Genomic DNA, 12,909 nt, shown 5'->3' with positions numbered 1-12,909 from the left:
CGCGGTGATCAGCCCATGGCTGCCTTGGTGGCGTAATGGCGGTACCTCGTCAAGAACTCCGGTGTGCCGGAGCCCTTGTGCGGAGCGACTTCGATTCCTTCAAGGGACCAATCCGGCAGCTTGCCTGTCAGGACACCGACGGCTTGCCGGGCCGCGCCGTCTGCCACGTATTCCCCCGGAGCAGGCACGAACACCGGCAACCCGAAGACCTCGGCGGCAACCTTCTGCACGGCTTCGGACTGGGCACCGCCGCCCACCAGGATGATGCGTCGGGCCGCCACGCCTTGCGCCTGGAGGGCGGCGAGGCCATCGGCCAGGGAGCACACAACACCTTCGACGGCGGCCCTGGCCAGGTTGGCCGCGGTGTAATTCGACACTGTGAGCCCATGGAGGGATCCTGTGGCGTCCGGAAGGTTGGGGGTACGTTCGCCCTCGAAATATGGCACAAGGGTCAGGCCGCCTGCGCCCTCAGGGGCTGACAGTGCCAGTTTGGCGAGTTGCTGCAAATCCACCCCGAGTAACGCAGCGGTGGCATCAAAAATTCGAGTGGCGTTGAGTGTGCAGGCAAGGGGCAGGTAGTTCCCTGTGGCATCGGCAAATCCTGCTACCAGGCCACTCTGATCCCGGGACGGGACGTCGGAAACGGCGAACACAGTTCCTGACGTGCCGATGGAAATAACAACATCCCCGACGCCGGCGTTGACGCCCAGCCCCGCCGCGGCGTTGTCACCTGCACCTGGCCCGATCAAAGCGCCATTGGGCGTCTTGCCGGCAGTTTCCAAAGGCCCGACGACGGCCGGCAGCACCGGGACATGGCCCAGGGTGCTCTGCAGGACTTCCGGTAAGTACTCGCCACTGCTTGCAACGAAGTATCCGGTGCCCGAGGCGTCGGACCGATCAGTGCGGAGCAACTCCAAAGAGGATGGACCTGTGCCCGGCCCATGACCGGCCAAACGCCAGGAAAGCCAATCGTGTGGAAGGCAAACGGCTGCAGTGCGCCGGGCATTGTCCGGTTCGTGCCGGGCAAGCCACCGAAGTTTGGTGGCCGTCAGCGATGCCACAGGCACGGTCCCTGTGCTGGCGGCCCAATAAGCAGCTCCAGCCACGGCGTCACCTTGGCCAGCTTCAAGAATCAGCTCTTCCGCGTCCAGTGCGGACCGGGTGTCGTTCCACAGCAGTGCTGGGCGGACCACGTTTCCGGATTCATCCAGGCAGACCATCCCGTGCTGCTGGCCACCCACGGCGACGGAATCGACGTCGTCCAAGCCGCCCGCCTGGTTGATGGCTTCCTGAAGGGCGGTCCACCAATGATCCGGATGGACTTCGGTACCTTCAGGGTGTGAGGCTCGGCCCTGACGCACCAGGGCGCCAGTGTCTGAGTCCCTGATGACCACCTTGCAGGACTGGGTGGAGCTGTCGATCCCGGCTACGAGAGGCATGCTTTTGTTCCTTTGGGGGACCGTCGCCGGGACTGGCAGTCCGGTAAAACGAGGGACCTTGCCTGGCCCGGCGACGGAATTGCGATGGGTTGGTTCTTCTTACGGGGTGGTGCCTTTAGCGGGCCCCGAGAAGGTGCTCGATGGCCAACTGGTTGAGGCGGACGAAGGCGAACGAGCGCTCGGCGGCCTTGTCGGCGTCGAACGCTTCGAAGGCGCTGGCGTCAGCCAGCAGGTCCGCGGTGGTTTCGCCGGCGTTCAACGTGGGCTCGCCCAGCTCGAACACGCCCGAGGCAGTCAGCGCTTCCTGAACTTCCGGATCGGCGCGGAAGGCGAGGGCGCGTTCCTTCAGGAGCAGGTACATGGACATGTTGGCCTTTGCCGATTCCCACACGCCGTCGTAGCCGTCGGTGCGGGACGGCTTGTAGTCGAAGTGGCGGGGCCCGTCATACTTGGGTCCGCCGTTGGGGAAGCCGTTCTCCAGGAGGTCCACGGTGAAGAAGGCGCTGGTGAGGTCGCCATGGCCGAAGACGAGGTCTTGGTCGTACTTGATTCCACGCTGGCCATTGAGGTCGATGTGGAAGAGCTTGCCCGCCCACAGGGCCTGGGCAATGCCGTGGGTGAAGTTCAGGCCCGCCATTTGTTCGTGGCCGGTCTCCGGGTTAAGGCCCACGATGTCGCCGTGTTCCAGCTGGGCAATGAAGGCTAGGCCGTGGCCAACGGTGGGCAGGAAGATATCGCCACGAGGCTCGTTCGGCTTGGGTTCCAAGGCAATCCGCAGGCCGTAGCCCTTCTCCTTGATGTAGCCGGCGGCGGTGTCCACGCCTTCCTTCATGCGGTCCAGCGCTGCGGAGAGGTCCTTGGAACCGTCGTATTCGCTGCCTTCGCGGCCACCCCACATCACGAAGGTCTCTGCGCCAAGCTCAGCGGCGAGGTCGATGTTGCGCAGGATCTTGCTCAGGGCAAAGCGGCGGACGGAGCGGTCATTTGAGGTGAATCCGCCATCTTTGAAGACAGGGTGGCTGAAGAGGTTGGTGGTAACCATCGGCGTCTTCAGGCCGGTTTCGGCCAGGGCGCCCTTGAAGTTCTTGAGGATGAGGTCGCGCTCCGAGGCGCTGGCATCGAAGGGGACAAGGTCATTGTCATGGAAAGTGATGCCATACGCGCCAAGTTCACTGAGCTTGTGCACGGCTTCCACAGGGTCCAGGGCCGGCCGGGTCGCTACGCCGAACGGGTCGGCGCCAGTCCAGCCGACGGTCCAAAGGCCAAAGGTGAACCGGTCCTGGGGGGTTGGCTGCGGGGTCATTGTTGCTCCTTTGCAAAGCGGCGGGGAGGCCATGGATGTAAAGCACTCCAATTAGTTTTCAATCTGAACTATATGGGGGATGATGGATCATGGTCAATGGAAACCAGCGAAAAATCTTCCAAGCCCTGAGGAGGCTGCGCGAGTGAACGAACAAGCTGCCCCGGGGCGCGTGGGTGACGTGCGCCGTCGTAATCTTTCGCTCGTCCTGGACTCGATTGCCCGCACGGGCGATGCCAAGCCCAGCCGCGCGCAAGTGGCCGCTGGAACGGGGCTGACCAAAGCCGCTGTATCCAGTTTGGTGGCCGATCTGGTGGAGTCTGGCCTTGTGTCCGAGGTTGGCCTGTATCGCGATGGAGAGCGCGGGCGTCCTGGGCAAGGGCTCGAGCTAAGCTCCCGGCGAGGCGTTGTCGGTATGGAAATCAACGTCGACTACCTGGCCGTTGGCCTGGTGGACCTGGGCGGGAAGTTGCGCTTTAGCTCCACGGTGGAGTCCCGCAACCGAGGGCTCAAACCGGCTGCCGTCATGGAGCAGTTGGGTGAGCTGGCCAGCCAGGCCAAGGAAGCAGCAGCAGCTGCCGGCATCACCATCCTCGGAGGCGGACTTGCGGTTCCCGGCCTGGTGGATGACCAGCGAAATGTCGTGTTGTCCGCCCCAAACCTCCATTGGGAGCATCAACAATTGAATCCGCAGGCGTTGCTGGAAGGCGCGCCACTTGGTGTCCGGCTGTCCAACGAGGCAAACAGTGCTGCCCTCGGTGAGCTTTGGTACGGCGGTGGTCCGGCGAACTTCCTCTACGTTTCCGGCGAGGTTGGCGTTGGTGGCGGGGTCATTATCGGTTCGGAGCTTTATACGGGGCCTGGCGGTTCAGCGGGAGAATTGGGCCACATCGTGGTGCATCCCGAAGGGCCTGCGTGTTCCTGCGGAGGGGCCGGCTGCCTGGAAACGTTCGCTGGGCAGGAAGCCATTTTTGAGGCTGCCCATATCCCCGAGGGGTCCCTTGCGGAGCGAACCGGACTTCTGCTCGCGGCGTTGGCGGCGGATGAACCGCGCGCCACGAGTGCGGTTCACGACGCCGGGCGGTACTTGGGCGTCGCGCTCGCCTCTTCTGCGCGTCTCATGGACATCGAGGCCGTAGTGCTTGGTGGTCACTTTGCCGTGCTCGCCGATTGGCTTAGGCCAGCAGTGCTCTCGAGTTTGGAAAGGTATGCGCCCGGGCTGCTGGAGCCCGAAAACCTCACAGTCTCCCGATTGGAGCACTCCGGGACGCTACTGGGCGCGGCGGGCCAGGTGATCCGCACTGTGATTGAGTCACCTTTCGAATTCCTCCCGGCGGGCAAGCTCGCGTAGGGCATCTTTTCGCCGGAGAGTGCATGGGTATTCCCGGGGGATTGCGGGTTCCCCCAAGACTTCCATGGGAATCATCAGCATGCTTACTATTAATGGGTCAGTTTGTTCGCGCATGCCCTACCCACGAACAGGTGTCCCATGACTACTCAAGACTCGCCACACACCAGCACAGCGAAGGCAGATACCGCGCCCGCCCCTGAAGACGACCGCAAGCCGGACAGTCTCAAGGACCTGGGCAAGCCCACATGGATGTATATCGCCAAGAGGACGCTGCGGGAGTTCAGCAAGGATCAATGTCCTGATGCAGCCGCCGGCCTGACCTACTTTGCCGTGCTCTCCCTTTTCCCCGCGCTTTTGGCGCTGGTTTCCCTTATCGGCATCTTTGGCGACGCGGGGAAAACCACCGCGGCATTGCTGGACATCGTGCAGCAGTTCGCCCCCGGACCCGGCGTAGACGCCATGCGGCAGCCCATCGAGGAACTGACGCGCTCCAATGCGGCCGGCTTCGCACTGGTCTTTGGCATCCTGGTGGCTGTGTGGTCGGCCTCCGGCTACACCACAGCCTTCAGCAGGGCGATGAACCGCGTGTATGAAGTGGATGAAGGCCGCGGCTTCGTGAAACTGCGCGGCACGATGCTCGCCGTTACCGTCGTCGCACTCGTGGGCGCGGCACTGGCCGCCGCGATGCTCGTCCTGAGCGGTCCGGTAGCGGAGACAATCGGTAAGGCAATCGGCATGTCAGAAACATTCCTGACGGTGTGGAACATTGCCAAATGGCCGGTCCTGATTGTGTTGGTGGTCATTGTCATCGCCGTGCTGTACTACTTCACCCCCAACGTCAAGCAACCCAAGTTCCGTTGGATGAGCCCGGGTTCCCTTATCGCCCTGGTAATTTTTGCCCTGGCATCGCTGGGCTTCGGCTTCTACGTTTCGAATTTCAGCAATTACAACAAAACATATGGAACGCTGGCAGGCGTCATCATCATGTTGCTGTGGCTCTGGATCCTGAATATGTCGCTGCTTTTCGGTGCGGAATTTGACGCCGAGATGGAACGCGGGCGTGAATTGCAGGGAGGCATTGAAGCCGAAGAGAGCATCCAACTCCCGCCCCGCGATACCAAGCGCAGCGACAAGCAGCAGAAGCAGGAAGATGAAGTTATCCGCCGCGGGCAGGAACTACGGGAAAACCACGACGACGATGCCCGCTCCAACGAATCCCAGGAACGCACAGCAAATGCCGAAGACAGGAAGTGAACCTCAGCGCGTCGACGCGTCCGGCACCACGCGCAGGAAGCTCAAGACCGTTCGCGACGGCGACAGAGTGGAAATCCACGGTGAGGTTTTCCGTGTCAGTTCCGTCCAGCCCGAGGAGGGAACCCGGAACATCCGGGTGGAGTTACAGGCGAACGACGGCGGCAGTCTCACCTTGATCGGTGTTCCCCGTGCCCAGGTCCACGTGGCAGTCACGCTGCAGCCAGTCACGCTGTAGCACGCCTCGAGCTGTAGTGCGGATTACGCCCCTGCAGGAAAGCCCTGGTCGGCATCATCCCACCAGCCCTCCCAGGCGCTGGACGACAGGCGCTCGGAGGCGAAGGCGGCTGCGGGTGAATTTTCTTCAGGGGAAGCGCCTGAGGATCCGCTGTGGCTGCTGCTGGCGTCCAGAAAAAAGTTGAGGGTCTTCAAGAGCATCATGGTGGTGTCCTTTCAGTGGTTTCGTGGACCTCTTTGTCCAGGTGAAACCAGCGTAAGTGGCCATTGTTTCCTCTCATCGACGCAATGTTTCAGCTGTGTACCACTTATCTAACATGGGCATTCCGCGTCTCCACGCTGAAACAAACAGGGTGTGCACGATGCAAGAAAGCGAGCCCCTGCCGTGACCGGGCAGGGGCTCGCTTGCTTTGGGGTGGTCCTCCTGCGGAGCTTAGGGCCCCCGCAGGAGGACCACGTTCTTAGGCGTACGGGAGGACGAGCTCCGCGTAGCGCTGCTTCATGGTCTCCAGGACCGTGTTTCCATCGGCGTCCCAGATCTCCTGGTTGAAGATTTCAACCTCGATGTCGCCCGTGTATCCGGCATCCCTGACCCAGGTGCCGATGGTCGCGAAGTCGATGACGCCGTCGCCCATCATTCCGCGGGACAACAGCGCGTCCGCAGCGATCGGCAGGTTGAAATCGCAGACCTGGTAGGAGGCAATGCGGTTTTCGCGGCCCGCGCGTTCAATCTGCGCCTTCAGTTCCGGGTCCCACCAGACGTGGAAGGTGTCGACGGCGACGCCCACTGCCTTCGCGTCGTACGGCGCGGCCAGGTCCAGGGCCTGGCCGAGCGTGGAGATGAGGGCGCGGTCCGCGGCGTACATCGGGTGCAGCGGCTCGAGGACCAGGCGAACGCCATTTTCGGAAGCGAAGGGAACGAGTTCCTCAAGCCGGTCCGCTACACGCTGACGGGCCGCGACCACGTCCTTTTCGCCGGGCGCGAGCCCGCCGACCACAAGGAACAACTCCTGGGTGTCCAACACAGCTGCTTCACGGACGGCGTCGAAGTTGTCAGCCAGTGCAGCGGCCTGTCCTTCAGCGTCGGCAGCCGTGAGGAAGCCGCCGCGGCACAGCGAGGAAACGCGAAGGCCGGCGTCCTTGATGAGCTTGGCCGCCTTGTCCAGCCCTGCCTCGGCAACCCGGTCACGCCACGGGCCGATCGCGGGAACGCCTGCACGGGCACAACCGTCAACGGCTTCGGCCAGGGTCCACTTCTTGGTGGTGGCGCTGTTCAGTGAAAGCCTCGAGAAGTCACTCATGCGCCCACTCCGTTGATCCTCAGGTAATCGGACATCCGGAAGGCTGCCAGCGAGGGGTCCTTCAGCAAGCCGGCCTGATCTGCCAGTTCGAAGGTCTTGGCCAGGTGCAGCACGGAGCGGCCAGAGTGCAAGCCACCGACCATCTGGAAGCCGGGCTGTTTGCCGTTGAGCCAGGACATGAACGCGATGCCCGTCTTGTAGTAGAACGTGGGTGCGCTGAAGATGTGCTTTCCGAGCTCACGGGTGGAGTCCAGGATGGCGCGCGCTTCTGCAGCGTTACCGGCGTCGTACTTCTGCAGGGCAACCGAAGCAGCGGGGTAGATGGCAGCGAAGATGCCCAACAGGGCGTCCGAGTGGTGGGTGCCGTCGCCGTCGATCAGCTCCGGATAGTTGAAGTCGTCGCCGGTGTAGAGGCGGACGCCTTCCGGAAGGTTGGCGCGGAGGGCGACCTCGTGGGAAGCGTCCAGCAGCGAAACCTTCACGCCGTCAACCTTGTCCGAGTGCTCGCGGATCAGGCTGAGGAACGTTTCCGTTGCCACGGAAACATCGTCGGAGCCCCAGTATCCGGCCAGCGCGGGGTCGAACATAGTGCCGAGCCAGTGCAGGATGACGGGCTGATCGACTTCCCGCAGCAGCGTCGAGTAGACGTGCAGGTAGTCGTCGGCGCCGTTGGCCACCTTGGCAAGGGCGCGGGATGCCATGAGGATGACCTTGGGTCCAGCTTCGCTGACCACGGCGATCTGCTCGCGGTAGGCATCGATGACGGCTTGGATGCCGGCAGCGCCGTCCGGAAGGGCGGCGATGTCCAGCTGGTCGGTTCCGGCACCGCAGGAAACGAGGTCCCGGACGGACTTGCCTGCAGTTGCCGCATTGCCTGCAGCCACCACTGAGGCGGCTTCGGCGCCGGTGCGCTTGATGAGCTGCTGGGTGGCTGCCCAGTCCAGGCCCATGCCACGCTGTGCGGTGTCCATGGCGTCGGCAACGCCCAGGCCGTAGGACCACAGCTCGTGCCGGTACGCCAGGGTGGCGTCCCAGTCGAGCTGAGCCGGAGCGCCGGGGGTGTTGTCAGCGGCGACTTCCGGGATGACGTGCGCTGCGGCGTAGGCGCGGCGAGCGGTCATGGGAGCGCCCGGCTTGACCCACGCAGTGGCGGGCTGAAGGCGGTACTCGCGGGTGCCGCCGTCGTTGGTGGGAAGAATCAGTGACGTCATTAGAGGGTGATCTCCGGGATGTCGATGGTGCGGCGCTCTGCCGAGGACTGCAGGCCGAGCTCGGCCAGCTGCACGCCGCGGGCAGCGGACAGCAGGCCGAAGCGGTGCTCGCGGCCGGCGACGACGTCGCACAGGAATTCTTCCCACTGCAGCTTGAAGCCATTGTCCAGTTCAGCGTTGGCCGGGACTTCCTGCCACTGGCTTCGGAAGGATTCGGTGACGGGCAGGTCCGGGTTCCAGACCGGCTTGGGGGTGTGGGCGCGCTGCTGCGCAACGCACTTGTTCAAACCGGCGACGGCGGAACCGTGCGTGCCGTCGATCTGGAACTCGACCAGTTCGTCGCGGTAGACGCGGACGGCCCAGGAGGAGTTGATCTGGCCGATGACGTCGTCGCCACCCGGGGTAACGAGCTCGAAGATGCCGTAGGAGGCGTCGTCCGCGGTGGCCTTGTATTCCTTGCCGGCCTCGTCCCAACGTGCCGGGATGTGGGTGGCGGTCTTGGCGTTGACGCTCTTGACCTTGCCGATGATGCCTTCGAGCACGTAGTTCCAGTGGCAGAACATGTCCGTGGTCATTCCGCCGCCATCTTCCTTGCGGTAGTTCCAGGACGGGCGCTGTGCTGCCTGGACGTCGCCTTCGAAGACCCAGTAGCCGAACTCGCCGCGGATGGAGAGAATGCGGCCGAAGAAGCCTTCGTCCACGAGACGGCGGAGCTTGACCAAGCCCGGGAGGTACAGCTTGTCGTGCACGACGCCGGCGGTGACGCCGGATTCCTTGCCGATCTGTGCGAGCTCGATTGCTTCTTCCAGCGTCTCGGCCGTCGGCTTCTCGGTGAAGATGTGCTTGCCGGCGCGCATTGCCTTCTTCAGGGTGGCGGCGCGGAGGCTGGTCATGGAGGCGTCAAACACGATGTCCACGGTGGGGTCCGCGATGACTGCGTCCAGGTCCGTGGACCACTCGGAAACCTTGTGGAGCTCCGCCAGCTCGCGGATCTTGGCTTCGTTGCGGCCAACGAGGATCGGTTCCACCTGAACCTTGGTGCCGTCTTCGAGGGTGAATCCACCGGCATCGCGGATGGGGAGGATGGACCGCAGCAAGTGCTGGCGGTAACCCATACGGCCAGTGATGCCGTTCATGGCGATGCGGATCGTCTTTGTTTCGTAGCCCATGTTTTCTCCAGGTCCTTGTGTGCCGGCCGCTGTGCGTTGCCGGTGTTTGCATTTCCAGATGTGGGAAAGCGCATTCCCGCTGCAATCGATCATGCACTACACCGCGCCATGTTGGCAAGCGCTTTCCCAAAAATGGCTGGAGGCTGCCATAATTTCTTCTAGCGCCAGTCTCGATGGCTTGCAGAAAAGGAGGGCCTCGTGGCCGCCAGCACACTGAGTGAAGTTGCCCGTCTGGCAGGGGTTTCCTTGGCCACGGCGTCCCGCGTCCTCAATGGTTCCACCCGTAAGCCCGCAGAGGATATTGCGGAGCGCGTCCGCGACGCCGCCGAAAAGCTCGGCTACGTCCCCAATGCCCAGGCCCAGGCGCTCGCAAAGTCCAGCTCAGGATTGATCGGCTTGATTGTCCACGACATCGCCGATCCCTACTTCTCCGCCATTGCCCGCGGCGTCCAGGAAGCAGCCCGGCAGCAAAACCGCATGGTGCTGTTGGCCAGCACATCCGGCGCTCCATCGGATGAGCGGGAAGCTGTGGCAGCCTTCGCCGCACGCCGCGCAGATTCAATCGTCATTGCCGGTTCACGCTCAGCGCGACCCGAGGACAAACAAAGCAACGTGGAGCTCGCCGCCGAGTTGGACCGCTATTGCCGCAATGGAGGGCATGTAGGGGTGGTGGGGCACCCGATCGTTGGTTCCACTACCGAAGAGGGCTACCACGTGATTGAGGTGCCCAACGAAGACCTCGCGGCGAAGCTTGCTGATGAACTGGTTGCCTCGCATCAGGGCGCCTTCGTGATTATTGGCGGCCCCGAGGGACTCTTTACGTCCGACGACCGCATCCGCGGCTTTCAGCGCGGACTTTCCGACGCCGGACGGCCCCCTGCCGAGGTCATCCGTACCGGCTTTGATCGTGCCGGGGGATACGATGCCGGGTTGGCGCTGGCCGAACGGATCAAGGCCTCGGACGAACGGCTCTGCATTTTCGCGGTCAATGACGTCATGGCCATCGGCGTCACCGCCGCATTGCGCGCAGAGGGTGTGTGGATTCCCCGCGATGCCACCATCGCTGGTTTTGACGACATTGAAACACTGCGCGACTTCCGTCCCGCCTTGTCCACCGTGTATCTGCCGCTGGAGGACATTGGGAGGCTTGCAGCAGGTGGCACCGAGGGCGGCTCGGTGGGTGGTTCCGTCAAGCTCCGCAGGAGCACGGAAGTCCCGGCTTAGAGCCCCGCATGGCCGCTGATCCCAGGAGTCCCGGAGCATGAACCGAGCAATTCAGGACGACGGCGGCCGCCCCGGATCTTTCCGTGCTGTGCTACCCGGTGATTTCCTTCATGGATTCGGCCCATAGGGGGTCGGTGGACAACTTAATCGGACCTGAGGGCGGTCCTGAGCTGCTTCGACGGCTATCCGCCGAGCTCCATGTCAGCGCTGCCACGCCTCCGGCGTTCCTATGGCACACTGCCGAGGACGAAGCCGTGCCTGTGAGTCACAGCCTGGCGTACACCGCGGCGCTGAGCCGGGCCGGCGTACCGGCGGAACTCCATGTTTTTCCGCAGGGCGTGCATGGGCTGGGCTTGGCTGGCGGGACGCCGGGCGCCGACCAATGGCCAGCCTTGTGTACTGCTTGGCTCGGCCGGATGGGCTGGGTTGCTGGAGTTAGTCCTCGCCCAGCGTGATGGCGTGCAGGAAAGCGGCATCGTTGTGCACGTTCTCCGGCAGATCGTCTTCAACGAACTCCAGCATGATGTCCATGTCCCTTCCGTTGCCGCGAAGGACATCGGAGACGGTCTGCCAGAGGAGCTTGCGCGACCTCAGCGGATGGCGTTCTGCCTCTGGTCCCCAAGAGAAGCAATGCACGCCGACGACGTGAGGCAGCACTTGGTGAAGAGAATCCAGCGCCTGCTGGTCAGTGAGTCCGACGGCGGGCTGCCAGTAGGTGCCGACGTTTGCGTGATCGACGCGGCGCAGGAGCTCGAGGGTGGTTTCAGGGGAGTCGGTGAGTGTTCGACCGTGATATTCGAAAGCGATGCCGATCCCTCGGGCCGCGGCCAGATCGGCGATGCGTTGCGTGTCCGTAACCACCGCGTCCCAGTGCTCCGGGCTGGCGTCGGCTGAACCCAGCTCCCCGGCCCAGACCCGTATCCGCGGGGCACCGAGCGCGGCGGCGAGGTTGAGGACGGGCTCGAAATCGCCGAAAGCTCCCGCTCGGTAATAGGAACCGAGCGACAGGACGCTGAGGCCCGCAGCCTCGGTGGCCTCCTTGGCATGAGCAGCAGAGGCGGCGTCGCTGACGTGGACATCCGTACCCCACTCGATGCCGGCCAGACCTGCGCCCGAGGAAATTCGGACGACGTCGTCAATCCCCAGTTCGCGGAGAGTGACGGAACAAATTCCAGGCGTGAGGTCAGCCAGCGTCGTGATATCGATCATTGGTTCAGGATAGCGGGAATGCGCTTACCGTGCGGGTGTTGGCAGGAAGAGCCGAACTGGTGGTGGAACCCGCTCTCCTACGTCACCGACGAAGAGAAGGCCTACAAACTCACGCAGCACTTCTCCGTCGGCTCCCCTGTGCCCGGGTCAAAGCCCGACGCCTACTTCGATCCCAAGGCTGAAGACATCCTGTCCGCGGACTTCCTCGCGGCCACACTCGGGGATCGTCATGGGGATCCTGCAGTCCTGGTCCCAAGGCGTGGAGCTGTGGGGAGACGCGAACATGCGGAAAATCTGGTCAACGGCGAACGTGAAGGTCTACGGCGGCGGCGTGGCAGAAGAGGGCTTCCTCCGCGCACTCTCGGACCGGATCGGTGACTATAGCTACATCAACGTCTCCACGTCCTCAGGCAAGTCCGGTTCCAGCCGCTCCCGGCAAGAGGGCAAGGAACGCATCTTTGACGTTTCCAACCTTGCCGAACTCGACCGCGGCGGCGCCGTGGTCCTCGCCTCCGGCGCACCCGCCACGCTCGTCCGCACGATGCCCTGGTACACCGGACCCCACAAGGAAACGGTGGAGGCATCCATCAAGAAGTACAGCCCGCGCCCCGAAGAACCAGCCGTCCCGGTTCCAGCGGCACCTGTAGCCAATCCCTGGGTCACGAAGTAGGAAGGGTCTGCACTCATGACGAATGACTTTGACCTCTACGACACAGACACACCGGCCCCAAGCAAAGCTGACCAGAGTGCCGAGAAAGAACCGGAGCTCGTCTACGGCTCCGCCGAAGAATTCCTGCATGAGCAGCTGCTGCCCACGTACGTCCGCAGCGTCACGGGAAAGTCCGCGAAGTGGTGCATCGAGTGGTACTTCCACCCGGAAGCCGTCTCACGTGTGGCGGCTCTGTGGCGTTCATGGGAGCACCTGCGCCTGGATCCCGCTACCGGTATGAGCGTCTGGTGGCGGGACCATGCAGACCATCACATGAGAGTCCTCCTCGACCCCCAAGGTCCCTTCTACAACTGCGACATGAAAGAACACCGCGACCCCGAACATCTGGAACCCAAGAAGGCTCCGGCGGGCTGGTTCCCCGATGTACGAGCCTTCCAGGCGTGAACCCGGTCCGCCATCAGAGCCAGACTGACGACAAAGACCCCGCGAAAATCAAATGAGAGACAACTCCAAATAGCGCCACAGGCTGTGGCACATTTGCCGAAGA

At 63.2% G+C, this 12,909-nt stretch carries 14 protein-coding genes; 7 read left to right on the top strand and 7 right to left on the bottom strand.

Going from position 1 to position 12,909, the window contains the following annotated elements:
• Nucleotides 1–8: 8 nt before the first annotated feature.
• Together xylB and xylA are read right to left on the bottom strand one after the other, a co-directional pair.
• Nucleotides 9–1,439: a xylulokinase gene (gene xylB / locus ACZ5G6_RS21065; RefSeq protein WP_498687878.1), complete on the bottom strand. Its 1,431-nt coding sequence runs from the start codon at nt 1,437–1,439 to the stop codon at nt 9–11.
• A 115-nt stretch (nt 1,440–1,554) separates the two neighbouring features.
• Nucleotides 1,555–2,742 (bottom strand): xylose isomerase, encoded by a 1,188-nt coding sequence (xylA, locus tag ACZ5G6_RS21060; protein WP_498687876.1) that lies wholly within the window; start codon nt 2,740–2,742, stop codon nt 1,555–1,557.
• A gap of 82 nt (nt 2,743–2,824) precedes the next feature.
• On the opposite strand from xylA, the gene ACZ5G6_RS21055 reads away from it, so the two are divergent.
• The 3 genes from ACZ5G6_RS21055 (at nt 2,825) to ACZ5G6_RS21045 (ending at nt 5,579) form a co-directional block, all read left to right on the top strand.
• A complete protein-coding gene (locus ACZ5G6_RS21055) occupies nt 2,825–4,090 on the top strand; it encodes an ROK family transcriptional regulator (RefSeq protein WP_498691976.1) in 1,266 nt (421 codons plus the stop codon).
• A gap of 138 nt (nt 4,091–4,228) precedes the next feature.
• Nucleotides 4,229–5,344, top strand: coding sequence for a YihY/virulence factor BrkB family protein (locus ACZ5G6_RS21050; RefSeq protein ID WP_498687874.1), 1,116 nt, complete (start codon nt 4,229–4,231; stop codon nt 5,342–5,344).
• Entirely contained in the window at nt 5,325–5,579 is a 255-nt protein-coding gene (locus ACZ5G6_RS21045) for a hypothetical protein (RefSeq protein ID WP_498687872.1), read from the top strand. The genes ACZ5G6_RS21050 and ACZ5G6_RS21045 overlap by 20 nt, the downstream gene beginning before the upstream one ends.
• Before the next feature lie 23 nt (nt 5,580–5,602).
• Here ACZ5G6_RS21045 and ACZ5G6_RS21040 read toward each other — a convergent pair whose 3' ends face one another.
• From ACZ5G6_RS21040 to ACZ5G6_RS21025, 4 genes are all read right to left on the bottom strand, one after another.
• Nucleotides 5,603–5,782 (bottom strand): hypothetical protein, encoded by a 180-nt coding sequence (locus ACZ5G6_RS21040; RefSeq protein ID WP_223934737.1) that lies wholly within the window; start codon nt 5,780–5,782, stop codon nt 5,603–5,605.
• A gap of 257 nt (nt 5,783–6,039) precedes the next feature.
• Nucleotides 6,040–6,879: a sugar phosphate isomerase/epimerase family protein gene (locus ACZ5G6_RS21035; protein ID WP_498687870.1), complete on the bottom strand. Its 840-nt coding sequence runs from the start codon at nt 6,877–6,879 to the stop codon at nt 6,040–6,042.
• Nucleotides 6,876–8,090 (bottom strand): dihydrodipicolinate synthase family protein, encoded by a 1,215-nt coding sequence (locus ACZ5G6_RS21030; RefSeq protein ID WP_498687868.1) that lies wholly within the window; start codon nt 8,088–8,090, stop codon nt 6,876–6,878. The genes ACZ5G6_RS21035 and ACZ5G6_RS21030 overlap by 4 nt, the downstream gene beginning before the upstream one ends.
• Entirely contained in the window at nt 8,090–9,259 is a 1,170-nt protein-coding gene (locus ACZ5G6_RS21025; RefSeq protein WP_498687866.1) for a Gfo/Idh/MocA family protein, read from the bottom strand. Before ACZ5G6_RS21025 ends, ACZ5G6_RS21030 begins: the two co-directional genes overlap by 1 nt.
• Before the next feature lie 198 nt (nt 9,260–9,457).
• On the opposite strand from ACZ5G6_RS21025, the gene ACZ5G6_RS21020 reads away from it, so the two are divergent.
• Both ACZ5G6_RS21020 and ACZ5G6_RS21015 read left to right on the top strand, forming a co-directional pair.
• Nucleotides 9,458–10,483 (top strand): LacI family DNA-binding transcriptional regulator, encoded by a 1,026-nt coding sequence (locus ACZ5G6_RS21020; protein ID WP_498687864.1) that lies wholly within the window; start codon nt 9,458–9,460, stop codon nt 10,481–10,483.
• A 134-nt stretch (nt 10,484–10,617) separates the two neighbouring features.
• Nucleotides 10,618–10,938, top strand: a complete 321-nt coding sequence (locus tag ACZ5G6_RS21015; protein ID WP_498687862.1) for an alpha/beta hydrolase — start codon at nt 10,618–10,620, stop codon at nt 10,936–10,938.
• Here the strand turns inward: ACZ5G6_RS21015 and ACZ5G6_RS21010 are convergent.
• Entirely contained in the window at nt 10,919–11,692 is a 774-nt protein-coding gene (locus tag ACZ5G6_RS21010) for a sugar phosphate isomerase/epimerase family protein (protein ID WP_223934732.1), read from the bottom strand. The two genes, ACZ5G6_RS21015 and ACZ5G6_RS21010, sit on opposite strands and share 20 nt — an antisense overlap.
• 229 nt (nt 11,693–11,921) lie before the next feature.
• Between ACZ5G6_RS21010 and ACZ5G6_RS21005 the strand changes: the two genes are divergently transcribed.
• Together ACZ5G6_RS21005 and ACZ5G6_RS21000 are read left to right on the top strand one after the other, a co-directional pair.
• Nucleotides 11,922–12,362 (top strand): TraM recognition domain-containing protein, encoded by a 441-nt coding sequence (locus ACZ5G6_RS21005; protein ID WP_223934731.1) that lies wholly within the window; start codon nt 11,922–11,924, stop codon nt 12,360–12,362.
• Nucleotides 12,363–12,377: 15 nt separating this feature from the next.
• Nucleotides 12,378–12,806, top strand: a complete 429-nt coding sequence (locus ACZ5G6_RS21000; RefSeq protein WP_498687859.1) for a DUF4913 domain-containing protein — start codon at nt 12,378–12,380, stop codon at nt 12,804–12,806.
• The last annotated feature ends 103 nt before the right edge of the window (nt 12,807–12,909 follow it).

Source organism: Arthrobacter sp. TmtSoilC51, assembly GCF_055388015.1.
This window is presented reverse-complemented; position numbering and strand designations above follow the sequence as displayed.

What these genes read in the sequence shown, in the direction of transcription:
- xylB (WP_498687878.1), bottom strand. Translation starts at nt 1,439, where the DNA reads ATGCCTCTCGTAGCCGGGATCGACAGCTCCACCCAGTCCTGCAAGGTG.
- xylA (WP_498687876.1), bottom strand. Translation starts at nt 2,742, where the DNA reads ATGACCCCGCAGCCAACCCCCCAGGACCGGTTCACCTTTGGCCTTTGG.
- ACZ5G6_RS21055 (WP_498691976.1), top strand. Translation starts at nt 2,825, where the DNA reads ATGGATCATGGTCAATGGAAACCAGCGAAAAATCTTCCAAGCCCTGAG.
- ACZ5G6_RS21050 (WP_498687874.1), top strand. Translation starts at nt 4,229, where the DNA reads ATGACTACTCAAGACTCGCCACACACCAGCACAGCGAAGGCAGATACC.
- ACZ5G6_RS21045 (WP_498687872.1), top strand. Translation starts at nt 5,325, where the DNA reads ATGCCGAAGACAGGAAGTGAACCTCAGCGCGTCGACGCGTCCGGCACC.
- ACZ5G6_RS21040 (WP_223934737.1), bottom strand. Translation starts at nt 5,782, where the DNA reads ATGATGCTCTTGAAGACCCTCAACTTTTTTCTGGACGCCAGCAGCAGC.
- ACZ5G6_RS21035 (WP_498687870.1), bottom strand. Translation starts at nt 6,879, where the DNA reads ATGAGTGACTTCTCGAGGCTTTCACTGAACAGCGCCACCACCAAGAAG.
- ACZ5G6_RS21030 (WP_498687868.1), bottom strand. Translation starts at nt 8,090, where the DNA reads ATGACGTCACTGATTCTTCCCACCAACGACGGCGGCACCCGCGAGTAC.
- ACZ5G6_RS21025 (WP_498687866.1), bottom strand. Translation starts at nt 9,259, where the DNA reads ATGGGCTACGAAACAAAGACGATCCGCATCGCCATGAACGGCATCACT.
- ACZ5G6_RS21010 (WP_223934732.1), bottom strand. Translation starts at nt 11,692, where the DNA reads ATGATCGATATCACGACGCTGGCTGACCTCACGCCTGGAATTTGTTCC.
- ACZ5G6_RS21005 (WP_223934731.1), top strand. Translation starts at nt 11,922, where the DNA reads ATGGGGATCCTGCAGTCCTGGTCCCAAGGCGTGGAGCTGTGGGGAGAC.
- ACZ5G6_RS21000 (WP_498687859.1), top strand. Translation starts at nt 12,378, where the DNA reads ATGACGAATGACTTTGACCTCTACGACACAGACACACCGGCCCCAAGC.